This is a genomic window from Nocardia panacis, assembly GCF_003598715.1.
GTDB lineage: Bacteria > Actinomycetota > Actinomycetes > Mycobacteriales > Mycobacteriaceae > Nocardia > Nocardia panacis.
Window position 1 is genome coordinate 354,076 of sequence record NZ_QZFU01000016.1, and the last position, 22,283, is coordinate 376,358.

Sequence of the window (22,283 nt, forward strand, 5' to 3'; positions counted from 1 at the left end):
GGCACTCCTACCGTCGGCAGTGACAGCCATCACAGCACTGTGGTGAGTGCGCTCACGCCCGATAACGCAAGAGTTTTACCGCCGTCGAGTCAAAGTCGTTCGACGAATCCGCTCACCTCGGCCACGAAACGCGCTCGATCCTCCAGGAACAGGCCGTGCTGCGCACCCTCCCAGAACGAGGCGTGCGCGTGCGGCGCGGTTTCCAGGATGTAGCGGGCGTTCTCGATCGGGACCACCGGATCGGCCGTCCCGTGCAGCAGCAGCACCGGAATATCGAGGGCGCGCAGGGTTTCGGTGTTGTCGACGGTTCGGTAGAACAGTGCCTTGCGCACCGAAGGCGCGGTCGCCAGGCTGGCGCCGAACAGCCGCTGCGCGTCCACACCCCGGTCCGCACCGGGGCCGGTATTGGCATTGCCGAACGCACCGAAGGCGCGCACCGCGCGGCCCGCGCTCTCCTCGAATACACCCGGAATCGCCGCCTGCATGGCCGAACCGGTGGCCGCGCCCGGCACACCGCGGCCGATATTGGCCATCGATCCGGAGTAGATGACGCCCGCTACCGCACCCGCGCCATAGGCGCTCAGGTAGTCCGAGAGCACGATCCCGCCGTAGGACCAGCCCAGCAGTACCGCACCCGAGGTGATGTCCTCGGCCGCCAGCACCGCCGCCACATCGGCGGCCCAGTTCTTCGGATCGTCGTAGCCCGTCTCGGGCGCGCCCGAATAGCCGTGCCCGCGCAGATCGACCGCGATCACCCGGAACCGCTCGGCCAGATCCTCGGCCGCACCGCCCCAGCAGCGCAGGTTCGCCGACCACCCGTGCAGCAGCACCAGCGGACGACCCGCGTCGGGTCCCGTCACCCGATAGACGATTGAGGTCCCGTCAGCGCTGATCGCTTCCCGTATAGCCATGACGCCCAGGCTAGCGATATCCGTGGCGGTCCTCGAGAGAAGAAGGCCACACCGCCGGGGTGGGGGCTTTGTCTTTAGGATTTGCCACTATGAGCACTCGCACCGCCGTCGTCACCGGAGCCAGTTCGGGTATCGGAGCAGCCACCGCCCGTACCCTCGCCGCACAGGGGTACCACGTGGTCGTCGGCGCCCGCAGACTCGACCGACTGCGCGCGCTGGCGGCCGAGATCGGCGGGACCGCACTGGAACTCGACGTCACCTCCGACGAATCGGTGCGCGCCTTCACCGAAGCCGTCCCGCAGGTGGACGTGCTGGTCAACAATGCGGGCGGCGCGAAGGGTATGGCCTCGGTGGCCGAATCCGACCTCGACGACTGGCGCTGGATGTGGGAGACGAATGTGCTCGGCACCCTGCGCATGACCAAGGCGCTGCTGCCCAAACTCGTCGACTCCGGCGACGGGCTCATCATCACCATCACCTCCATCGCCGCGCTCGTCCACTACGACAATGGCGCCGGCTATACCTCCGCCAAGCACGCGCAGGGCGTGCTGCACCGCACGCTGCGCGGGGAATTGCTCGGAAAGCCGGTGCGGCTCACCGAAATCGCGCCCGGCGCGGTGGAAACCGAATTCTCGCTGGTGCGTTTCGACGGTGACGCGGAACGGGCCGCCAAGGTGTACGAGGGCATCGACCCGTTGGTCGCGGGGGATATCGCCGAGATCGTCGGATTCGTGGCGAGCCGACCCGCGCACGTGAATCTGGATCAGATCATCGTCAAACCGCGCGATCAGGCGGGGGCCGGTCGTTTCGCGCGACGTTCCTGAATTACGCGGCCGGACATTCGATTTCGCGAATGTCCGAACTTTCGCGTATGTCGTGAATTAGACGTGCCGCGACGCAGCCGTTAGCCTCTGGTGTCCGAAACATTGGTACACCGGATTGGAGTCAGCGGAAATGCTCAAGGGGTTCAAGGATTTCCTCATGCGCGGCAATGTCATCGACCTGGCGGTGGCCGTGGTCATGGGCACCGCGTTCACCGCCGTGGTCACCGCGGTGACGAAGGGGATCGTGAACCCGCTGCTCGCCGTGCTCGGCGGCAGCAATGAGCTGGGCCTGGGCTTCCAGCTCGTGGCCGACAAGCCCGCCACCTTCGTCGCGGTCGGCCCGATCATCACCGCGATCATCGATTTCGTCATGATCGCCGCGGTCCTCTATTTCCTGCTCATCCTCCCGATGAAATCCCTCCAGAACCGCTTCGCCACCCCCAAGAAGTCCGAACCCACCCAAACCGAACTTCTCCTCGAAATCCGCGACCTCCTCGCCGCCCGAGCCGAATCCACCGCCCCCGAAGCAAATTCACTCCGCTGACGCGAAATCGAAAGCGGCCCGCGATATCTCGCGGGCCGCTCACATTCGAATTCCGATTGTCACGAACCCGGCTTGGCGGTCAGGGCGGACATGGATTGCCAGGTGGGCCAGTCGATGGTCCAGTCGTAGAGGTCGCCGTCGGCGGCGGACATGGGGATGGAGGTGCCGGTCACCTCGACCGGATCGCCGTAGAGGGCGGTGGGGAAATAGGACTGGGCATCGGAGGGGGACAGGTTGATACAGCCGTTGGTGACATTGGCCGAACCCTGGGACGCCACCGATTCCGGATTGGCGTGGATGAACTCGCCGTTATTGGAGATGCGGACCGCCCACCGCTCGCGCACATTGGTGTAGAAGGGCGGATTCGACATGAGGAAGTCCTCGTACTTCTCGGTCACCACGTGCACACCGGAGCGGGTCACATTGCGCGCCACATTGCCCTCGCCGTAGCTGACCGCGAAATCGAAGATGGTCTGCCCGTCGCGCACCACCTGCATGCGGTGGCTAGGCGCACTCGCCTTCACGATCTGGCTGCGGCCGATCCGGAAATCCGAGGTCAGATCGGTGTACCCGTAATTGCCGCCGCCCAGGTCCAGACCATAGAGTTTGGCCGCGACGTGCACGGTGGTGCCGGGCGCCCAGTATTCCTTGGGCTTCCAATGCAATCGGGAGCCGTTGTCGTCCGGGAACCAGGCCCACGCGCCCTCGGTGGGTGGTTCGGTGGTGACGGTGAGTGCCTTCTCGACCGCGGCTTTGTTCGTCACCGACGCCTTGAATTGCAGAATGATCGGGGCCGCGATGCCGACCTCTTGATTGTCGGCGATATTGATGGTCGCGGGGACGGTGTTCTTCGGCGCGAGCGTCGTGAAACCGCCCTCGATCGGGATCGGCTTGTGATCGCTGCCGACGGCGGTGCCGCTCCAGGTGTAGCTCGCGTCGTAGCCCAGCGCCTCGGTGATCTTAAAGGTGCGGCGGTCCGACGAAAGCTCGCCCGTGACCTGCTTGCCCGCGGCATTGGTCAACGCGATCTGGTCGATGGTGCCGTCGGCGACCGATACCGAGGCAGGCGCGGCCGGATTCACGTTCTGCGCCTTGTCGGCCGGGGCCAGGGTGACCTTGGCGACCGGGGCCGCGGCGGCCGGGTTCTCCTTCTTGTCGCCCGCAGTGCCGCCACACCCCGCGACCAGGGCGATCACTGCGACAAGCGCGAACGAGGCGGCCGCTCTCCGGCCCGCTGGACGAATGCTCACTTTTTCGAATCTACGGGAGCGCGCCGCAGGGCCGTATCGCGCGAGCGCGCTCTCACCCCTAGAGCCGCACACCGACCATGACCGGCTCGGGCTCGAGTTCGATGCCGAATCGATCCGCCACACCGGCCCGCACCGTCCTGGCCAGCGCGATCACGTCGGCGGCCGTGGCAGCGCCCCGGTTGGTCAGCGCGAGCGTGTGTTTCGTGGACAGGCGCGCGGGCGCGTTCGCGCCAGGGTAGCCCTTGGCGAACCCGGCCCGCTCGATCAGCCAACCTGCGGAGAATTTCACCCCGTCGACTGCCGGATAAGTCGGAATCGTGAGATCGCCCACATAGTCGGCGATCGCGGCCCGCACCCGCGCCGCCCGCTCGTGCGGGACCACCGGGTTGGTGAAGAAGGATCCGGCGCTCCAGGTGTCGTGATCGGTCGGGTCGAGCACCATGCCCTTGCCCGCGCGCAGGCCGAGCACCGCCGCCCTGACCTCGGCGGCCGGGCGCGAGTGCCCCTCCCGCGCCCCCAACGCGGCGGCCAGTTCCCGATAGCGCAGCGGTGCGCTCGCACCGGTGGGATCGAGTCCGAACTCGACGGCCAGCACCACGGCGGCCTCGCTGTGTTTGAGCAGGCTGGTGCGATAGCCGAGGCCGAGTTCCTCGGGGGCGACCCAACCGATCTCGCCGGTCGTTCGCTGCAGCAACCGCACCCGGCGCAGCGATCCGGCCACCTCGACGCCGTAGGCGCCGACATTCTGCACCGGCGTCGCCCCCGCGGAACCCGGTATGCCGGAAAGGCATTCGAGTCCACCGAAGCCCGCCGACACCGACGCGGCCACCACCGCGTCCCAGTCGGCGCCCGCCTCGGCGCGCACCCAATCCGTGCCGAACTCGATACCCGCGGTGGCGACCCGAACGACCACGCCGTCGAAGCCCGCATCCCCGATGAGCAGATTCGAACCACCCGCCAGCAGCAGCAGCGGGATATCGGCGGCGTCGAGGGCGCGCACCGTGGCCGCGAGCGCCTCGGTGCTCGCGCAGGTCGCCACCGCGGCCGGACCGCCGACCCGCAGCGTGGTCAGCTCCGCCAGCGGCGCCTCGGCACGCACCTGCGCGCCGGTCGCGGCCAGCAGCGCGCACAGTCGGTCCACCGACACCACCCGAGAAGTTCGCACAGCCAGACGGTAGCCTGTCCGATCATGGCAACCCGCTTGGCGTTCACGGCCCGATACGCCCACTCGATCGACGCCGTCCACGCGGCGTTCGCGGACGAGCAGTACTGGAAGGACCGCATCGCCGAGGTGGGTGGCCCCAATGCCCGGCTCGACTCGTTCGTCGCCGAGGGTGGCCGAGTCCGCGTCGAACTGGTGCAGGCCATCGCCGCCGAATTGCTGCCGCCCGCCATCACCGCCGTGCGCCCTGGCGACCTGATCATCCCCCGCGTCGAGACCTGGACCGGCGACTCCGGGGTCTTCGAGGCCAGAGTCGATGGCGCGCCCGCCGAGGTGCGCGGCACCCTGTCGCTCAGCGCCGACGGCGCGGGCACCCTCGCCACCGCCGAGGGCACCATCGAGGTGAAGGTTCCGCTGTTCGGCGGCAAGATCGAGTCCGCCATCCAGGAGCGTCTGGTCGAACTGCTCGGCAACGAAGAGGAATTCACCAACGGCTGGCTCGCCCAGCGGTAACCACCCGCCCGCCGCGCGGCGCGCGGGCGATCCGCTCGCGTAATCTGTCCCCTCATGGCACGCCGACTCGACTACTCAGCACGGTATCCGCTGCACACCAACCAGGAGCTCTACGCGGCCTTGTCGGACCGCGACTACTGGGAGGGGCGGATGGTCGCGATGAACCATCTCGCACCCGGCAACGTGGTGGTCGAGTTCGCGACGGACGATTCCGGTATTGAGGTCGTGCTCAACCATGTGCTGCCCCGCGACATGCTGCCCGAGTTGGCGCAGCAGGTGATGCGCAAGGACATGATCATCACCCGCAAGGAGAGCTACGGCCCATTCGGTCCGGAAGTCACCGGCAAGTATTCGGCTGCCATCCCGGCCGGACCCGGCAGCCTCGGCGGCAAGATGCGCCTGTTCCCCACCGAGACCGGCTGCACCCTGCGCTACTCCTCGGAGGCGAAGGTCTTCATCCCGATGCTCGGTCCGCGCCTCGAGCAGATGATGCTGATCAACCTGACCGACCTGTTCCGCGCGGAGGCGGAGTTCACCAAGCAATGGCTGGACGACCGGATCCCGGCCAACTGAGCAGACCCGTCGGGGCGATCACCAGGGGCACCACGGGCGTCAATCGGCTGCGCCGCAGCGACCGCTGGTTGAGCAACGACGGGTTGGTCACCGGGCGGTTGCGCGCGGCGACCGATCCGCTGGTGGTCGATCTCGGCTACGGCGCGAGCCCGTGGACCACCTTCGAGTTGGCGGATCGGCTGCGGCGGGTGCGGCCGGATGTGCGGGTGGTCGGGTTGGAGATCGATCCGGCGCGGGTGGCACCCGGCCGCGACGGTGTCACCTTCGCGCGCGGCGGATTCGAATTGGCCGGGCTGCGGCCGGTGCTGGTGCGGGCCTTCAATGTGCTGCGGCAGTATCCGGAGGCGGCGGTGCCGGGAGCGTGGGAGACGGTGCTGTCCCGACTCGCGCCGCAGGGACTGCTGGTCGACGGGACCTGCGACGAGTTGGGGCGGCGCAGCGCCTGGGTGCTGCTCGACCGCGACGGCCCGGTCTCGTTGACGTTGGCCTGGGATCCGTTCACGGTGGCGCGACCATCCGATCTCGCCGAGCGACTCCCGAAAGTGTTGATTCACCGCAATATTCCCGGCGAAGGTGTGCACGATCTGCTCGCCGCGGCCGATCGCGCGTGGGCGCACGCGGCGCCGCTGGCCGTCTTCGGGCCTCGGGTGCGCTGGCGGGCGGCGGCGGAGATGTTGCGGGACAGCGGATTCCCGGTTCGGACGTATCGACGACGAATGCGCGACTGCGTGCTGTCGGTCCCCTGGTCCTCGGTCGCGCCGCGCGAAAGATAAGCCCGGCGCGAGCGTTTCAGAAACCGGCGATCGAGCGGGCCACCCGATCGGCGGCGCGTGGCGTCAACACCTCGATGGCCCGCAGTTCGTCGACGGTGCAGCGGCCGATGGCCAGCGCGTCCCCGATCACCTCGTCCAGCGAGGTCTGCCCGATCTCCGATTCGGCGAGGTCGAGCACGGTGCGCAGCGGCGTGGTCACCAGGAACGGGCCTGCCGATTCGGCTTCGATATCGCGCAGTCGCCGCCGCAGCACCACCAGCCGCGCCGTCAGCGGCGGCCTGCCCGCACCGACCGACAGGTGCAGGAAGCGCGGCCGCAGCCGTCCGAGCCCGTGCAGATCGGCGGCGCTCTGATGCGAGACCACGGCGGCGCCGTCGAACCAGGCCGCCCACATGGCGTATTCGTCGAGTGGGCCGCTGGGGAATTCGGCCAGCCGCAAGAGTCCGACCCCGGCCCGCAACACCGACCCGTCGCAGATCCCGGCTTGAACCAACCCGGCGCATCCGGTGCGCAGCGCCTGCCTGGTGGTGAAGTATCCGGCGTGTCGCCCCGCGTATCGCCGCAGCACCCGCCACCCATCCGACTCGGACATGCCCCCAGGCTAGCTCGGATGCTTGTGTCACATGTCACATTCGAACCCCTCACGGCGTCCTCAGAGCGAGCACAGAAAGTTCGTGAAGAATCGTTGCTCATGACGACGCAGGCACCCGCGCAACCCGGCCGGAACAGGACCGGGCGCATCCTGGTCATCGCCATCGCCATCGCCGTGGTCGCGGTGCTGTTGGCGACCGCGCTGGTCGGTGGCGAGATCTATGCCAGACGCTCGGTATCCGGGTGCATCAGCTCCCAATTCGAGCGCGAGATGGGCTCCAAGATCGACGTCCGTTTCGGGACCAAACCGCTGCTCATCACCTGGCTCGACCACAAGGTGGGCGAGGCGACCGTCGATACCGCCGATTCCAAATTCGGTCCGGCGGTCGGGATGGCGGTCCATGCCAACTTCCGCGATATCGAACTGTCCGGCGGCGCGCAGGGCGGCGGGGTGATCGGCAGTTCGTCGGCCCATGTCACCTGGAACAACGATGGCATCAGGCAGACCCTGGGCGGACTGGTGAGCGGAGTGCGTTCCTCCGCCGCCGACGGCAGGCTGACCCTCGATGTGCTCGGCGGGCTGGCCCAACTCCAGGTGCGGCCGGAGATCCGCAATGGCGCGGTGCAGGTGGACACCACATCGGCCCGCCTGCTCGGCATCGGGGTGCCCACCGAACTGGTCGCGGGCATCGTCGATGTCTTCACCAAGAGTTTGCAGAGCTATCCGCTCGGCCTGCAGGCCACCGAGGTGCGGGTGACCGATGACGGTATCGTCGCCGAACTCGCGGGTGGTCGCACCGACCTGACCCCGGCGCCCTCGGGGACCCAAACCACCGCGCAGGCCGGTATCCAGGCCGGTTGCTAGTCCGAAACACGGTGCGGCACGCGATGATTCGATCGGGCGGACCTACGCCTTCGCTCCGGCCGTGCGCAGGTTGGAGCAGGCCGCGCCGACAGCGCCTTTCAGGCCGGGAATCCGTCCAGCACCGCGCGGGATTTCGACAGGCCCAGGCGCGTCGCGCCCGCGGCGATCAGTTCGGCCGCCGCGGCGGCGGTGCGAATACCGCCGCTGGCCTTGACCCCGAGCCTGCCGCCAACGGTCTCGGCCATCAACCGCACCGCGTGCACACTGGCCCCGCCCGCCGGATGGAACCCGGTGGAGGTCTTCACGAAATCGGCGCCCGCCCGCTCGGCGGCCCGGCACACCTCGACGATCGCGTCATCGGGCAGGACGGCCGATTCGATGATCACCTTGAGCAGCGCCCGGTCACCCAGCGCCTCGCGCACGGTGAGGATATCGGCGAGCACCGCACCGTATTCCCCGGCCAGGGCCGCGCCCACGTCGATGACCATATCCACCTCGGCCGCGCCCTGGTCCACCGCCAACCGCGCCTCCGCGCCCTTGACCAGCGAATGGTGTTTCCCGGAGGGGAAGCCCGCGACGGTGGCCAGCACCGGCCCGCCGGTGCGCAGCGGCAGCATGGCCGGGGAGACGCACACCGCGAACACCCCCAGTTCCCGCGCCTCGTCCACCAGCGCGGCCACCTCGGCGGTGGTCGCCTCCGGGGCCAGCAATGTGTGATCGATCATGGCCGCCACCGCAGCCCTGGACGGCAGGGCCGCGACCTCGGCCCTGGACGGCATCGCATTATCTGCCACGGGGTCAGAGTCTGGCACACCCGGCGTGAATTCCATTGCGCGCCTCGGGCGCTTCGCGCACACTCGTACTGCGGCGGCCGCACGGTGGTCGAGCGTCCAGTAGTCGAGTTGCCGGGCAGGTCGCGAACGGCGCATTCGGGTGGCCCCTGCGGTCGGGAGGAGAGGACACGGTGCTGATCCGTCGCGAACGCACCGGGGACGCCGCCGCCATCGCCGCGGTGCACCGCAGCGCGTTCGGCCCGCAATACCCGCACTCCGATCCGGACGCGCGCGAACCCATCGATCCCCCCGAGGTCGATCTGGTGCCCCGGCTGCGCAGCGATCCGAGTTGGATACCGACCCTGTCCCTGGTGGCGGTCGAATACGACGAGGTCATCGGCCACCTGTGCCTGACCCGCGCCGCGGTCGGCCCCTATCCGGTGCTTGCCCTCGGCCCGATCGGCGTCCTGGCCGATCACCAGGGCGTCGGTATCGGTTCCGCCCTCATGCACGCCGCCCTCGGCGCGGCCGACGCGCTGGACGAACCACTGGTCGGCCTGCTCGGCAGCCTGGATTACTACCCGCGCTTCGGCTTCGTCCCCGGTGTCCGCGTCGGCATCACCCCCGATGAACCATCCTGGACCACACATTTCCAGGTGCGCACGCTCACCGCCCACGACGCGCAGATCGTCGGCGAATTCCATTACGCGGATCCGTTTTACGAACTCTGATCCCGCGCGCGCCAACCCGAGTCCCGGCAGCGGGTCCTGCATCGGGGAGGATGAAACGATGAGCTCCTCCCCCGACGACCGCCGCTTCGTGTTGACCCTCGGCTGCCCGGACCGTCCCGGCATCATTGCCGGGATCACCTCGTTCATCGCCGGATTCGGCGGCTCGATCGTGGAGGCCGGATACCACTCCGACGTCGAGACCGGCTGGTTCTTCACCCGGCAGGCGATCAAGGCCGAGACGGTGCCGTTCGGACTGGACGAGCTGCGGCAGCGGTTCGCGCGGGTGGCCGCCGAACTGGGTCCGGAGACGGAGTGGCAGCTACTCGACTCGGGAGCGCGCCGTCGCGCGGTGCTGCTGGTCAGCCGGGACGGGCACTGCCTGCACGACCTGCTGGGTCGCGCGGTGAGCGGCGAACTGCCCGCCACCATCGAGGCGGTGATCGGCAACCATCCGGATCTGGCCGAACTGACCGCGGCGCACGGCGTGAAATTCCACTACGTGCCGTTCCCCAAGGATCCGGCCGAGCGCGGCCCTGCCTTCGAGCAGGTGCGCGCGCTGGTCGACTCCCACGATCCGGACGCGGTGGTGCTGGCCCGCTTCATGCAGGTATTGCCCGCCGAGTTGTGCGCGCACTGGGCGGGCCGGGCGATCAATATCCACCACAGCTTCCTGCCCTCCTTCGTCGGCGCGCGACCCTATCACCAGGCTTTCGCGCGCGGCGTCAAGCTGATCGGCGCGACCTGCCACTACGTCACGGCCGAACTGGATGCCGGACCGATCATCGAGCAGGACGTCACTCGGATCGATCACTCCGACGATGTGCGCGATATGGTCCGCCAGGGCCGCGATATCGAGCGTGTGGTGCTGGCGCGCGGGTTGCGCTGGCATCTGGAGGGCAGGGTGCTGGTGCACGGCCGCCGCACCGTGGTGTTCTCGTAGTTCTTCTCCAAGCGTTCTGCTCCAAGCGCGCGACCAAGATTCGCTCCGACCCGTCAGCCCGCGACCTCGACCCCCCGATGGACGGCCGCGAGGACTCGACTCAATTCCTCGTTGAACCGCTCGTAGCCTTCGACATTGCCCAGGTGCCCGGTCCGCAACACCTCGTAGCGCACCAGACTTCCCGCTTCGCGCAGCAGTTCGGCGATGCGCTCGGCATGGACCGGCGGGGTCATATCGTCGAGGGAGCCCGCGAGGATCGTGGTGGGCACCACCAGGTTTCGCGCGGCATCGCCCAGGTCGAGTTCGGCGAGCAGCGCGCCGAAGCGGGCGCGCACCAGCGCCGGGCATGAGCGCACGATGTTCTGACCGAAACTGCGCGCGTCCGCGCTCGCCTCGAGGCTCATGACCTGGCGCGCGAGCACCCAGCGCACCGGCGCGAGCGGCGGGAACAGCAGCGGGGCGCTCAGCGCGAGCCGACCGATCCGGTGCGGCAGCGGCAGGCGCAGGCCCCACGGCAGCGGCCGATTGAGCAGCGGCACCACCGTGGTCTCGGCGAGCAGCCGGTCCGGCGCGGTATTGGTCAGCAAGACCGCCAGCGCTTGGCGGGCGACCCGCTCCGGGTAGCGTCCGGCCCACGCCTGCAGGGTCATCCCGCCGAGGCTGTGGCCGACGAGGACCGCCCGCTGACCGGGTCGCAGTGCCGCCGCGAGCACATCGGCGAGATCGTCGGCGAGCAGGTCGGTGCTGAGCGGGCTGTCGCCGAATTCGCTGGCGCCGTGACCGCGCTGGTCGTAGGCGATGACCCGGTACTGTCCCCCAAACGCGTTGATCTGCGCGTTCCAGTATTCGATGGCGCAGCTCCAACCGTGGACCAGCACGATGACGGGCCGGTCGGCCGATCCGTAGGCGTGCACCCGCAGTTTCGTGCCGTCACGGGTGGTCAGCGGGATGACCTCGTGCGGCACGGTCGGCGGGTTGAACGCCGCCGTCGCGTAGGTGCGGGTGCGCAGGTCGGCGCGGTGGGCATCGAGCAGCTCCCGCAGACGAACCGGCATGGGCAGGGTTGCGCGCATCGGACACTCCTTTGTGTTACTGCTCGATACAGTAAACCCGATTCGCAGCGCGCCAGCTAGCGCGAACACCCTCGAAACGTTGGAGGTATTCCGACTACCAGCGCGGACCGCGCTGAATCTCGTCCACCTTGGGACGCACGTCGGCCAAATAGATGCCGGTCGCGATGATCGCGAACAAACCCAGGAACGGCAACGAGAAGCCGAGGAACAGCATCGCCACGAGCACCAGCGTGGCCGCCGTCAGAATGCCGGACCAGATGGGTTTGGTGAGCTTGTCGACGGCGGTGAACGCGTCGGCCCGCTGCCGGACCGCGTGGATCAGCGCGAAAATCGTCGCACCGAGCGCGCCCAACCAGATGACCAACACGATGAGCTGAGTGAATCCGTGCGCGATGTTCACCCCATCCATGATAGGAGCAAGCACCCCGCGCACCGGAGGCGCGCGGGGTGCTGCTCACCATCCTCGACAGGCGTCAGTCCTGCTTCGGCGCGGCCTTCTTGGCCGGGGCCTTGCGCGGGGCGGCCTTCTTGGCGGCGGGCTTCGCCTCCGCATCGACCTCGGCGTCCGCTTCGGCTTCGGCAGCCGGGGCGGGCTCGGTCTCGGTGATCACCTCGATGACCTCGGCCTCGACCACCGAGTCGACCGGCGCGGCCTCGTCCTCGGACTTGGCGGGACGACCGAAGATCTCGTTGACCCGGCCCAGGACATCCTCGGCACGGTGGGTCGCGTCCTTGTACAGGTTCTCGACCTGCTCGATGCGCTCCTCGACCAGGTGGTTGGCGCGCAGCCGCTCGGCGGTCTCCTCGCCGCGCACGGCGAGGTCGGAGTACAGGTCGAGCAACTGGTGGTAGTACCGGTCGGCGAGGGACCGCAGTTCCTCGGCGGTGAACTTCTCGCGCAGTTCGGCCAGGTCCTCCGGGAGTTCGGAAGGCAGGCCGCTCAGCCGCTCGCGCAGCGATTCGAACTGCGTCTGCGCATCGGCGGGCACGTTGGCGAAACGCTCGCGGACCTCCTCGACTCGGCCGGTGCGCTCGCGAACCTGGGTGACCACGTCGACGACGGCGGAGTAGAGGGCATCACCCGCACCGAGGGTGGCGTAGAGCGGCTTGGCGGCGGTGGGGTTCCTGTCGGTCATGGTTGTTGCCTCTCCTGGCGTGAGGGAGTGTCGGATGTGCTGTCCGGGTTTTCGGATGTGCTCGGAACATCGGTGTTCCGGTCGCGTCCCCCCGAATCGCTCGCGGCCGCGCCGGTGGCTGAGGCCGAACCATTCTCACGGCGGAACGATTCGTAGATGTCGAGCAACACCTGCTTTTGCCGTTCCGTGATACCGGTATCGGCGAGCAGGGCGTCACGGAACGGGCCGTGCGGGCGCTGCTCCAGATATCCGGCCTTGACGTAGAGGACCTCCGAGGACACCCGCAACGCCCTGGCGATCTGCGCGAGCACCTCGGCGGAGGGATTGCGCAATCCGCGCTCGATCTGGCTGAGATACGGATTGCTGACCCCCGCCAGCTGGGCGAGTTGACGCAGCGAGACTTGCGCGGCCTCCCGCTGCGATCTGATGAAACCTCCGATGTCGTGCGCCGCTCCCGCGACGCGCCCCCCTAGTTCGCCGGCGGCCGATCTCTCGGTCGTAGTTCCGGTGTACTCGGCGGAAACCTCGGGCTGGTCTGCCATCACTCACCTTCTGGCGGTTGTACGTGTCCAATTCTAGGCCGGAGTGCTAACTCTTGCAAGCAGTCTGTTAGCACCCCGTCGGCAAACTTCCGGCGGCGACGCCTCAGCCGCCGAAGGTCAGGTAGGAGATCGTGTAGATCAACAGTCCCGCAATGGAACCCACCACGGTGCCGTTGATCCTGATGAACTGCAGATCGCGACCGACCTGCAATTCGATCTTGCGGCTCGCCTCGTCCGCATCCCACCTGGCAACCGTATCGGTCACCAGCGTGGTGATCTCCTGTGCGTAATTCCCAGCCAGGTAACGCGCACCCCGATCGATCCACCCGTCGACCTTGTCGCGCACCTGCGGATCATCGCGCAACCGCGCGCCGAGCTGCTCGATATTCTCGGCGACCTTGCGGCGCAGCGTCGAATCCGGATCATCGGCCGACTCCAGGATCAGCCGTTTCGCCGCGCGCCAGGTGGCCTCGGCCATCCCGGTGATCTCCTCGCGGCCCATGATCTGGGCCTTGATCCGCTCGGCCTTCTTGATGGTGGCCTCGTCGTGCTGCAGATCATCGGCGAACTGCTCGAGGAAGCGATTGGCGGCCAGGCGCAACTCGTGCTCGGGATTGGAGCGCACCTTCCAGGTGAACTCCACCAGCTCGCGATAGATCCGTTCGGACAGCAGCACATTGACGAACTTCGGCGCCCACTGTGGCGCGTCCCGATTGACGATCTTGTCGATCGTCTCCTGACTTTCCAGCGCCCACTGATGCGCGCGCTCGGCGAGCATGTCCAGCAGCGGCAGCTGCCGATTGTCGGCGAGCAGTTCGGCCAGCACCCGACCGATCGGCGGACCCCACTGCGGATCGGCGATCCGTTTGACGATCGTATTGTCGATGATCTGCTCGACATCCTCATCGCGCAGCACCCCGACCACCGCGCGCAGAATCGTGGAACTCTCCTGCGCCACCCGCGCCGCATGCGCCGGATCGGCCATCCAGCGTCCCACCCGCCAGGAGATCCGCGCCGATTCGACCTTCGCCGAGACCACATCGGGGGCCAGGAAGTTCGTGCCGACGAAACTGCCGAGGCTGGCCCCGAGCTGATCCTTCTTCTTGCGGATGATCGCGGTATGCGGAATCGGCAGGCCGAGCGGATGGCGGAACAGCGCCGTCACCGCGAACCAGTCGGCCAGCGCGCCGACCATCCCCGCCTCCGCGGCCGCGCGCACGAATCCGACCCACCCCGCGCCCAAACCGCGCGATTCCAGCCAGCGGCAGGTCAGGTAGATCACCGCCGCCACCGCGAGCAGACCGGTGGCCACGGCCTTCATCCGGAACAGGTCGCGTCGCTTGTTGGCCTCGTCGAGCACGGTCGCCAAACCGAGCGGCTGCGGCGCGGGGGCCTGCGGCACATCCAGCACGGCGGTGTTGCCGGGGGATTTCTCCATGTCCTCCATTCTGCGGTCATCGCGGGCTCGGGCTCGCGCGCCCGAGGTGTCCGCCACGCGAAATGCGCTCGGCCGAGATGTCCGAGACGCGAAATGCGCGCGGCGGTGCGGCGAATTCGCCCGGTGACGCGCCGAATTTCTGTGGTTCGCGCCGCATCGGCCACCAAAGGCGCATATCCATCATTGGCGGCACCTAAGCTGGTGGAGCCGCGAGGGCATCGTGCGCGCGGCGGCACAATCTCCAAAAAGCCCGCACCCACCCACGAGCGAGGGAGCCCACGCTGTCCACCGAAGACCTTGTCGACATCGGCGAGCGAGCCGAGCGTCCGTCGGCGGTGCGCGGCGGCCGGATGGACGGCCGCAAACGCCGGTGGCGTCAGCACAAGATCGACCGCCGCGAGGAACTGGTCGACGGCACCATGGCCGCCATTCGCGCGCGCGGCTCCGGTGCGGGCATGGATGAGATCGCTGCCGAGATCGGCGTCTCCAAAACCGTGCTCTACCGATACTTCTCGGATAAGAACGACCTGGTGCACGCCACCATGGAGCGTTTCATCGAATCCACCCTCATGCCTCGGGTGTACGAGGCGATCAGCATCGCCGACGCCGACGAGTATCAACTCGTGCGTTCGGCGCTGGCCGCCTATGTCGGCACCGTGGACGAGGATCCCGAGGTCTACCGCTTCATCATGGGCAACGGTTCGGCCGATCAGTCCTCGCTGGCCGAATTCGAGAAGCTGTTCGCCGAGGTGGTGGCGGCGGTCATCGTGGACAGGGCGGGTTCGCGCGGCATCCAGACCGACGGCGCGCTGCTGTGGTCGTATGTGCTGGTCGGCGGCATCCAGTTGGCCACGCACTGGTGGACCACCGACAAGGAGATGTCGCGCGAGGAAGTGCTCGACTACCTGACGATGATGGCCTGGAGCGCGATCGAGGGGATGGCCCGCGCGAATGGTTCGCGCGAGATCTTCAACGCGCAGGAGCATCTGCTGCCCGAACCGAACTCCGCCGAGAACTCCTGAGTCACCCCCGCTAGCTGGGGTGCTAGCAAAAGTTTGGCCGCAGGCTCGACATCGCGGTTTCCTTGGCTACTCTGAACCCGAGCGGTGCGACGCGGGGGCTGCGTCACCGCGTGCGCGTCGGCACCAACGGAGGTACCTCGATGGCGAAGCATGTACCGACGTCCCGGCTTGCTCGGGGCACCAAGCTGGGCGCGGTGGCGGCCGGTTCGGTGCTGCGCACCCAGCGCGCCAAACTCTCGATGCGCGGCCGCTCGCAGCGGGTGAAGGCCAAAATGGCCGAGGAGTCCATGCTGCGCACCACCGAACAGGTGGTCATGGTGCTCGGCACCATGAAGGGCGTGGCCATGAAACTCGGCCAGATGATGTCGGTGCTGGATATGGATCTGGTGCCGCCCGCGCATCGCGAACGCTTCCAGCAGCGGCTCGCGGTGCTGCGCAATGCCGCGCCGACGGTGTCCTTCGAGGCCATGCGCCGGGTCATCGAGGAGGATTTCGGCGCACCGCTGGAAACGGTGTTCGCCGAGTTCTCCCCCGAGCCGGTGGCCGCGGCCTCGATCGGTCAGGTGTATCGGGCCACACTGCGCGACGGTCTCGATGTCGCGGTGAAGGTGCAGTATCCGGGTATCGACGCGGCGGTGCGCGCGGACCTGAAGAACCTGGCCATGTTCCGGCGCATCCTCCAGTCGGCCATGCCGTGGATCACGCCCGCCGTACTCGACGAGCTGCGCCTGAATATGGAGGGCGAACTCGACTATCGGGCCGAGGCCGCCACCCAGGCGCAGATCGCGGCGCTCTACGACGGACATCCCTTCATTCGGGTGCCGCGCTCGTTTCCCGAGATCAGTTCCACCAGGGTGCTCGTCAGCGAATATCTGCCGGGCCTCGGCTTCGAGGAGATCCGCGCGCTGCCGCGGCCCGAGCGGGACCGGGTCGGCGAGATCATCTACCGGTTCTATGTCGGCTCGCTGTTCACCTTCAACGAGTTCTGCGGCGACCCGCATCCGGGCAATGTGCTGCTCTGCGAGGACGGACGGGTCGGCTTCCTCGACTTCGGACTGTTCAATCGGATGGATCCCGAACATGTGCGCTTCGAAACGATCTGCCTGCGCGCGGCGGCGGAGGATCGCGCGGAGGATCTGCGGCAGTTGATGATTCAGCGCGGCGTCATCGATTCCCCGGACGAGATCGGCGCCGAGGAATGTCTGGAATATGTGCTGTCGGCCTCCGAATGGTGTCTGATCGACGAGGAATTGACGATCACGCCCGATTTGGCCAGTGGCGCTTTCCTGCTCGCCGTCGATCCGAGGGCGAGTGATTTCGCGGGGATGAAGCAGCAGAATCTGCCGCCGGAACACCTGTTCTCGCGCCGGGCCGACTTCCTCACTTTTGGCATGCTGGGGCAGTTGCGGGTCACCGCGAATTGGCATGCCATCGCGCGCGAATGGCTCTACGATGAGCCGCCGGTCACCGAACTCGGTCTGGCCCACCATCGTTGGTTGGCCGACAATCCGCCGCCCACCCCCAAACCCGCGCGCACCAAGCAGCCCGCCAAGAAGCGGGCCGCGCGCAAAGCATGATCGGAAAGTAGTGGTATGGCAGACATCTCGAACGACCGCGAATTCGATATCGCACTGTTCGGCGCGACCGGTTTCGTCGGCAAGCTCACCGCCGAATATCTGGCCGAGCACGCACCGGAGGGCACGCGCATCGCACTGGCCGGTCGGTCACTGGACAAATTGTCCTCGGTGCGCGCGGGTGCGGGTGCGCGCACCGCGAATTGGGAACTGATCGAGGCGGATTCGGGGGACCGCGCTTCGCTGGACGCGCTCGCGGCACGCACACGGGTCGTGGTCACCACGGTCGGACCGTACCTTCGTCACGGGATGCCGCTGGTGGCCGCCTGCGCCGCGGCGGGCACCCACTACGCCGACCTGACGGGTGAGCCGCCGTTCGTGCGCGCGGCCATCGACGAGTACCAGGACGAGGCCGTCCGCACCGGGGCGAAGATCGTGAACTCCTGCGGATTCGATTCGATTCCTTCGGATCTGAGCGTGTATCACCTGTATCGACGCACGGTCGCCGACAACAGCGGTGAACTCACCGACACCACCCTCATCGCCGCGCTGAAGGGCGGCTTCAGCGGCGGGACCATCGCCTCGGGCCGGGCCGTGATGGAGGCGGTCGCGGCGGATCCGACTACGGGCGCGATCCTGGCCCATCCGTATTCGCTCAGCCCCGACAAGGCGAGGGATCCCGATGTGGGCCGCCAGTCCGATCAGGCGTTCATGCGGGCGGCCGAGATCCATCCGAGTCTGGACGGCTGGGTGGGCACCTTCCTCATGGCCTCGCACAACACCAAGATCGTGCGCCGCAGCAATGGTCTGCTCGGCTGGGTGTACGGCAAGAACTTCCGCTACCGCGAGGTGCAGAGCGCGGGCGCGGCCCCGATCGCCCCGCTGGTGGCCGCGGGCTTGGCGGGCGGGATCGTGGCCGCCGCGGCGGTGGGCGCGGTGCTGTCGCGGGTCGAGGTCGGACGCAAACTGCTGGACCGGATGCTGCCCGAACCGGGCACCGGCCCGAGCGAGCAGACTCGCCGCGGCGGCTGGTTCACCATGAAGACCTACGCGCACACCACCTCCGGCGCGAAATACCTGGCCACCTTCGCCGGCCAGGGTGATCCCGGCTATCAGGCCACCTCGGTCATGCTCGGCGAGAGCGGACTGTGCCTGGCCTTCGATACCGATCGACTGCCCGAGGCCGCCGGACTGCTCACCCCGGCGACGGCGATGGGCGAGGCGCTCACCGAGCGGCTGCGCACCGCCGGGATGACCATCGAGGTGGAGCGGGTCTGAGGATGGACGCCTCGGCGCGGCGGTGCGATGAATCTCGCGCGGCGCTCGATGAACGCACCCGCCGCGAATCGAGTCAGTGCCAATCCTGGTGGAACAGCCAGCGTCCCGACGGGAACACGATCTCGTCCACCTGGATGACGCCGCCGTCGGCCGCGTAGCAGGTCAGTTCGTGAATCAGGACGGCCGAAGGTGTGCCGAGGCGCAGCGATTCGACTTCCTCGGCGGTGGCGAGCCTGGCGCGCATCCGACCGCGGGCGCGGACCGTGCGCTGCCCGGTGGCGACGGCCGGATCGCTCGGCAAATACTCGGCGACAAGCAGTTTCGGGGCGACGGCGGCGAGATTCGGCGGATACCAGGAGATCGCCAACTCGGTGCTGCCGGATTGGCTGGTGGCCAGCCGCTTGCGCATGATCACGACCCCCTCGGCAGACAGACCCAGGACTTCGGCGATATGTTCGGGCGGGACGGCCATCGTGGCCGCCAACACCGTCATCTCGGGTGATTCGAGATATGGGGTGCCGTAATGCCCTGTGCGGCCGTTGTGTTCGGATTCCACCGGCGACAGCGCACGATCGGCGACATAGGTGCCCGACCCGCGCCGCGACTCGACGATCCCCTGCCTGCGCAGCGTATTCAGCGCCTTGGCCGCCGTGGGGCGGGCCACCCGCCAGCGCGCGGCCAGCACCCGTTCGGAGTCGACCTCGTCGCCCACCACCAGCTCGCCGCGCTCGATCCGGTCCCGGATATCGTGGGCGATGCGCAGATATTTCGGGAGTACCGCTTCGAATTCGGGCACAGGACGCCTCGTTCTGTCTGGCAACCGTCACCTACTTCCCGAAGTCTAACAACGCCGCCTGTCCCGCCACACCGGCCGGGACACCCCTGTGGCACAAGCGGATATCGCGAGAGCACACCCCGGTAGAGTGCTGCGCAACGGTACGGCCGAGTGGAAGGGGGACCCCGGATGCCAATGCCGGAGATAGGACAGGTCGCGGCGCGAGAACTGTACGCGGCGGCCACCGAAGCGGGCGGGGCGGACAGGTTCGAACTTTCCGGGGATGTCGCCGAGCGGCTCGCGGCGGCTTGCGACCAACTGGTTCGGGACCTGCAGCAGGCCAAGGCGACCGGTCATCTCGTGACCCAGGTGCGCGGGTTCCCGAATCTACCTACCGGACAGGGCCTCTCGCGCGGTTTCACCGCGAAAGGCGGCCAATTGCTCGATCTGCTCACGGCATTCCAGGAGACGGCCCTGCTCTACAAGGCTGCCTACTTGGCCGCAGCGCAGCGACTCACCGCCGCGGACGCGGCCAACAGCGCCGCGCTCGCGTTGATCGCCGATCATCTGGAGCCGTCGTGAACGATCCGAACGGCGGCCCGGCGGGCGAGGCGCGGGCGAACGCCGAACGGCTGCGCACCCTACTGACGACCGAATCATCCAGCGCCGCGACTGATCCCGCGTACGCACCCGAACGCGAGCATTTCGGCGGCTACGACCACCGCGAGATCTGGGACCTGGTGCGCGAGGAGCTCGATCCGGCCGCGCTCGGCGCCGTCGCCGCGGGGTGGCGCGCCGCCGCCGACGCCCTCGCCGCGGCCTTCCACACCTTCTCCGACAGCACCGACCGCGAATTCGCGCACTGGGCGGGCCGATCCGCGACGGCGGCGCGCGCGGCCACCCGCGAATTCGTGCACACCGGTGCGGAAGCATCCGAGGCGTCGCGGGCGATACAGCGATTGATGGAACTCAATAGCGATGCCGCACAGACCATTCGCACCGCACTCGCGCCGCCGCCGGAGTACCGGCCGCTGACCGATCCGGCGGCCGAGGTGGCGCACGGCGGCCGACGCCGCATGGAATACGACATCGCCGCGGCCGCCGCGCAGGCCGACGCACAGGACACCATGACCTACCTCTACACCCCCACCATGCCCGCCACCGGCGACCGCGTGCCGCGCCTGGGCAGCCCGCCCGCCACCATCGCCCCCAATCCGGACCCGCCGCATACCGGTCCGCCCAGCGGCGGAGGCGGCGCGCGGTGAAATGGGTGCTCACCCCGGACGAATTCACCCACGTCTGGGCCAACGAAACCGGCCTCGAACGCCGCCCCTACCCGATCAACCTGGTGCAGGCCAATACGGTGCGCACCGAAAACGATTACACCGCACTACGTTTGCCGCAGCGCTTCGGGAAGCACGCCGATCCCGAGCTCACTGCGGCGCTCACCCTGTGCACCAGACGCGACGCCACCGCGCTCACCGTGTCCGGAGTGCGCGCCCCCCGCGCCCCGCACACCGAGCAAGATGAGCGGACTCTCGCCTTCGCCGCCGCCATCGACAATCACGCGGCCATCCTCATCGCCACCCCGGATTTCGTGACCGTGCTGATGGTGCACACCCGCGCCCTCGGCGAACATCTGGTCGCGATCATCGGTTCGGCCCCCGCCGGGCGGCTCGCCCCGATGCGCGAACCGCAGGAAGCGGTGCTCGGCCCGGATCGCGCGCCCGCTCCCGTCGCCGATCCGCCCGCGGGCGCGGATCACTTCCGCCACACCCTGTGCCAACCCGTCGACGGTCGCGGCTTTATCACCGTCACCGTCGATCCGGACAATCCGGTCTCCCCGGCCACCCGGCACCGCACCTGGCTCGACTTCACCGGCGACGGACGCTACCTGCTCACCACCGCGCAGGAGATGGCGCTCACCCCGATCTCCGACACCGATTTCGCCGCGGAACTGCTGCGCCTGGCCCATATTCGCTGATCCGACCCGCGCGTCTCGTCGATCATTCGCCGGTGCATCAACCCTGTCCTGCGCGACTTCCGCCCGAACGCGTGATAGTTCTGGGAGATGACCACTCACTGGTCGCGTCCCGCCACCAAGGCCCTGCGGGCCGACGGCTTGCGGATCGCGGAGCTGGATACTTCGGGCACGCCCGGTTTCAAGGGCGGCAAAAAGGCGGGGAAGGAGCTGCTGGCCGAACGCACGGGCGTGCTGTCGGACCTGCAGGAGAAGCTCTACGCCAACGGCCGCTCCGGCGACCCCCGCAATGTGCTGCTGGTGCTTCAGGGCATGGACACCGCGGGCAAGGGCGGTATCGTGCGCCACGTCATCGGGTCCGTGGATCCGCAGGGCGTGGACCATGCCGCCTTCGGCCCGCCGACCACCGAGGAGAAGCGCCACCACTTCCTGTGGCGCATCCGCAAGCAACTGCCGCGCGGCGGCCAGCTCGGCGTGTTCGACCGGTCGCACTACGAGGACGTGCTGGTGGTGCGGGTGCACAATCTGGTCGCGCCCGAGGTGTGGGGCAAGCGGTACGCCGAAATCAACGCCTTCGAAAGGGAATTGGTCGACGAGGGCGCCACACTGGTCAAGGTGGCGATGTTCGTCTCGCTCGACGAGCAGAAGAATCGTCTGCGCGAGCGGTTGGAACGACCGGACAAATTCTGGAAATTCAGTCCGAACGATATCGAGGAGCGCGCCTTCTGGCCCAGCTATCAGCAGGCCTACCAGGTCATGCTGGATCGCACCAGCACCGATTGCGCGCCCTGGTATGTACTGCCCGCCGACAACAAATGGTTCTCCCGGCTGGCGGTGACCGAACTGCTCATCAACGCGCTGGAGGGGCTGAAACTCGATTGGCCTGCGGCGCGATTCGATGTGGCCGAGCAAACGCGGCTGCTGGATCGTTCCTGATAGCGGGTGCTCCCACAGGCCGGACGCGCCGGGAATGCTTTCCGGAACTACCATCGTGTCGGCAGGCAACCCGCAGGC

At 68.0% G+C, this 22,283-nt stretch carries 26 protein-coding genes; 15 read left to right on the forward strand and 11 right to left on the reverse strand.

The annotated features are described in order from the left end of the window. Window positions 1-89 precede the first annotated feature (89 nt). A complete protein-coding gene (locus D5S18_RS09790) occupies window positions 90-911 on the reverse strand; it encodes an alpha/beta fold hydrolase (protein ID WP_120039494.1) in 822 nt (273 codons plus the stop codon). A gap of 89 nt (window positions 912-1,000) precedes the next feature. Here D5S18_RS09790 and D5S18_RS09795 point away from each other — a divergent pair, with 89 nt between their 5' ends. After that, a complete protein-coding gene (locus tag D5S18_RS09795) occupies window positions 1,001-1,735 on the forward strand; it encodes an SDR family NAD(P)-dependent oxidoreductase (protein WP_120039495.1) in 735 nt (244 codons plus the stop codon). Window positions 1,736-1,865: 130 nt separating this feature from the next. After that, entirely contained in the window at window positions 1,866-2,279 is a 414-nt protein-coding gene (mscL, locus tag D5S18_RS09800; protein ID WP_120039496.1) for a large conductance mechanosensitive channel protein MscL, read from the forward strand. A gap of 59 nt (window positions 2,280-2,338) precedes the next feature. Here the strand turns inward: mscL and D5S18_RS09805 are convergent, their stop codons facing one another. Beyond that, window positions 2,339-3,529 carry a L,D-transpeptidase gene (locus D5S18_RS09805; RefSeq protein ID WP_120039497.1) on the reverse strand — a complete coding sequence of 397 codons (1,191 nt, stop codon included), beginning with the start codon at window positions 3,527-3,529 and terminating at the stop codon, window positions 2,339-2,341. A 58-nt stretch (window positions 3,530-3,587) separates the two neighbouring features. Further along, window positions 3,588-4,679: a UDP-N-acetylmuramate dehydrogenase gene (locus D5S18_RS09810; protein WP_120039498.1), complete on the reverse strand. Its 1,092-nt coding sequence runs from the start codon at window positions 4,677-4,679 to the stop codon at window positions 3,588-3,590. A gap of 39 nt (window positions 4,680-4,718) precedes the next feature. On the opposite strand from D5S18_RS09810, the gene D5S18_RS09815 reads away from it, so the two are divergent. Genes D5S18_RS09815 through D5S18_RS09825 form a run of 3 tightly spaced genes read left to right on the forward strand, consistent with a single transcriptional unit; the run spans window position 4,719 to window position 6,550 of the window. Continuing rightward, entirely contained in the window at window positions 4,719-5,204 is a 486-nt protein-coding gene (locus D5S18_RS09815; RefSeq protein WP_120039499.1) for a DUF2505 domain-containing protein, read from the forward strand. Window positions 5,205-5,258: 54 nt separating this feature from the next. Continuing rightward, a complete protein-coding gene (locus D5S18_RS09820; protein ID WP_120039500.1) occupies window positions 5,259-5,777 on the forward strand; it encodes a DUF2505 domain-containing protein in 519 nt (172 codons plus the stop codon). Next, the gene (locus D5S18_RS09825) at window positions 5,747-6,550 is read left to right on the forward strand and encodes a class I SAM-dependent methyltransferase (RefSeq protein ID WP_120039501.1); all 804 of its coding nucleotides are present in this window, start codon (window positions 5,747-5,749) and stop codon (window positions 6,548-6,550) included. Before D5S18_RS09820 ends, D5S18_RS09825 begins: the two co-directional genes overlap by 31 nt. A 16-nt stretch (window positions 6,551-6,566) precedes the next feature. Here D5S18_RS09825 and D5S18_RS09830 read toward each other — a convergent pair whose 3' ends face one another. Next, window positions 6,567-7,142: a type IV toxin-antitoxin system AbiEi family antitoxin domain-containing protein gene (locus D5S18_RS09830; RefSeq protein ID WP_120039502.1), complete on the reverse strand. Its 576-nt coding sequence runs from the start codon at window positions 7,140-7,142 to the stop codon at window positions 6,567-6,569. Between the two features lie 99 nt (window positions 7,143-7,241). On the opposite strand from D5S18_RS09830, the gene D5S18_RS09835 reads away from it, so the two are divergent. Continuing rightward, window positions 7,242-8,006 (forward strand): LmeA family phospholipid-binding protein, encoded by a 765-nt coding sequence (locus D5S18_RS09835; protein WP_120039503.1) that lies wholly within the window; start codon window positions 7,242-7,244, stop codon window positions 8,004-8,006. A 98-nt stretch (window positions 8,007-8,104) separates the two neighbouring features. Here the strand turns inward: D5S18_RS09835 and deoC are convergent, their stop codons facing one another. After that, window positions 8,105-8,785, reverse strand: coding sequence for a deoxyribose-phosphate aldolase (deoC, locus tag D5S18_RS09840; protein WP_120039504.1), 681 nt, complete (start codon window positions 8,783-8,785; stop codon window positions 8,105-8,107). Window positions 8,786-8,970: 185 nt separating this feature from the next. Here deoC and D5S18_RS09845 point away from each other — a divergent pair, with 185 nt between their 5' ends. After that, the gene (locus tag D5S18_RS09845; protein WP_120039505.1) at window positions 8,971-9,510 is read left to right on the forward strand and encodes a GNAT family N-acetyltransferase; all 540 of its coding nucleotides are present in this window, start codon (window positions 8,971-8,973) and stop codon (window positions 9,508-9,510) included. Window positions 9,511-9,568: 58 nt separating this feature from the next. Beyond that, complete coding sequence (purU, locus tag D5S18_RS09850; RefSeq protein WP_120039506.1) at window positions 9,569-10,450, forward strand: formyltetrahydrofolate deformylase; 882 nt, start codon at window positions 9,569-9,571, stop codon at window positions 10,448-10,450. Window positions 10,451-10,503: 53 nt separating this feature from the next. On the opposite strand, the gene D5S18_RS09855 is transcribed toward purU, so the two are convergent. From D5S18_RS09855 to D5S18_RS09875, 5 genes are all read right to left on the reverse strand, one after another. Continuing rightward, the gene (locus tag D5S18_RS09855; RefSeq protein ID WP_120039507.1) at window positions 10,504-11,523 is read right to left on the reverse strand and encodes an alpha/beta fold hydrolase; all 1,020 of its coding nucleotides are present in this window, start codon (window positions 11,521-11,523) and stop codon (window positions 10,504-10,506) included. Window positions 11,524-11,617: 94 nt separating this feature from the next. Further along, window positions 11,618-11,932: a DUF2516 family protein gene (locus tag D5S18_RS09860; protein ID WP_120039508.1), complete on the reverse strand. Its 315-nt coding sequence runs from the start codon at window positions 11,930-11,932 to the stop codon at window positions 11,618-11,620. 64 nt (window positions 11,933-11,996) lie between these two features. Then, window positions 11,997-12,659, reverse strand: coding sequence for a heparin-binding hemagglutinin (locus tag D5S18_RS09865; RefSeq protein WP_120039509.1), 663 nt, complete (start codon window positions 12,657-12,659; stop codon window positions 11,997-11,999). After that, window positions 12,656-13,201: a helix-turn-helix domain-containing protein gene (locus D5S18_RS09870; protein ID WP_120039510.1), complete on the reverse strand. Its 546-nt coding sequence runs from the start codon at window positions 13,199-13,201 to the stop codon at window positions 12,656-12,658. The genes D5S18_RS09865 and D5S18_RS09870 overlap by 4 nt, the downstream gene beginning before the upstream one ends. A gap of 103 nt (window positions 13,202-13,304) precedes the next feature. Beyond that, window positions 13,305-14,522, reverse strand: coding sequence for a DUF445 domain-containing protein (locus tag D5S18_RS09875; RefSeq protein ID WP_239003722.1), 1,218 nt, complete (start codon window positions 14,520-14,522; stop codon window positions 13,305-13,307). A 452-nt stretch (window positions 14,523-14,974) separates the two neighbouring features. Between D5S18_RS09875 and D5S18_RS09880 the strand changes: the two genes are divergently transcribed. From D5S18_RS09880 to D5S18_RS09890, 3 genes are all read left to right on the forward strand, one after another. Continuing rightward, window positions 14,975-15,661: a TetR/AcrR family transcriptional regulator gene (locus D5S18_RS09880; protein ID WP_120039511.1), complete on the forward strand. Its 687-nt coding sequence runs from the start codon at window positions 14,975-14,977 to the stop codon at window positions 15,659-15,661. A 140-nt stretch (window positions 15,662-15,801) separates the two neighbouring features. Then, the gene (locus D5S18_RS09885; RefSeq protein WP_120040492.1) at window positions 15,802-17,238 is read left to right on the forward strand and encodes an ABC1 kinase family protein; all 1,437 of its coding nucleotides are present in this window, start codon (window positions 15,802-15,804) and stop codon (window positions 17,236-17,238) included. A gap of 15 nt (window positions 17,239-17,253) precedes the next feature. Beyond that, on the forward strand, window positions 17,254-18,513 hold the full coding sequence (locus tag D5S18_RS09890; protein ID WP_120039512.1) for a saccharopine dehydrogenase family protein: 1,260 nt from the start codon (window positions 17,254-17,256) through the stop codon (window positions 18,511-18,513). 73 nt (window positions 18,514-18,586) lie between these two features. Here D5S18_RS09890 and D5S18_RS09895 read toward each other — a convergent pair whose 3' ends face one another. Beyond that, entirely contained in the window at window positions 18,587-19,309 is a 723-nt protein-coding gene (locus tag D5S18_RS09895; protein ID WP_158607845.1) for a GntR family transcriptional regulator, read from the reverse strand. A gap of 168 nt (window positions 19,310-19,477) precedes the next feature. Here D5S18_RS09895 and D5S18_RS09900 point away from each other — a divergent pair, with 168 nt between their 5' ends. The 4 genes from D5S18_RS09900 (at window position 19,478) to D5S18_RS09915 (ending at window position 22,205) form a co-directional block, all read left to right on the forward strand. Beyond that, window positions 19,478-19,870: a hypothetical protein gene (locus tag D5S18_RS09900; RefSeq protein WP_120039514.1), complete on the forward strand. Its 393-nt coding sequence runs from the start codon at window positions 19,478-19,480 to the stop codon at window positions 19,868-19,870. Further along, window positions 19,867-20,553: a hypothetical protein gene (locus D5S18_RS09905; RefSeq protein ID WP_239003640.1), complete on the forward strand. Its 687-nt coding sequence runs from the start codon at window positions 19,867-19,869 to the stop codon at window positions 20,551-20,553. The genes D5S18_RS09900 and D5S18_RS09905 overlap by 4 nt, the downstream gene beginning before the upstream one ends. Continuing rightward, complete coding sequence (locus tag D5S18_RS09910; RefSeq protein WP_120039515.1) at window positions 20,550-21,272, forward strand: ESX secretion-associated protein EspG; 723 nt, start codon at window positions 20,550-20,552, stop codon at window positions 21,270-21,272. Before D5S18_RS09905 ends, D5S18_RS09910 begins: the two co-directional genes overlap by 4 nt. Window positions 21,273-21,359: 87 nt before the next feature. Beyond that, window positions 21,360-22,205, forward strand: coding sequence for a PPK2 family polyphosphate kinase (locus D5S18_RS09915; RefSeq protein ID WP_120039516.1), 846 nt, complete (start codon window positions 21,360-21,362; stop codon window positions 22,203-22,205). Window positions 22,206-22,283 lie beyond the last annotated feature (78 nt).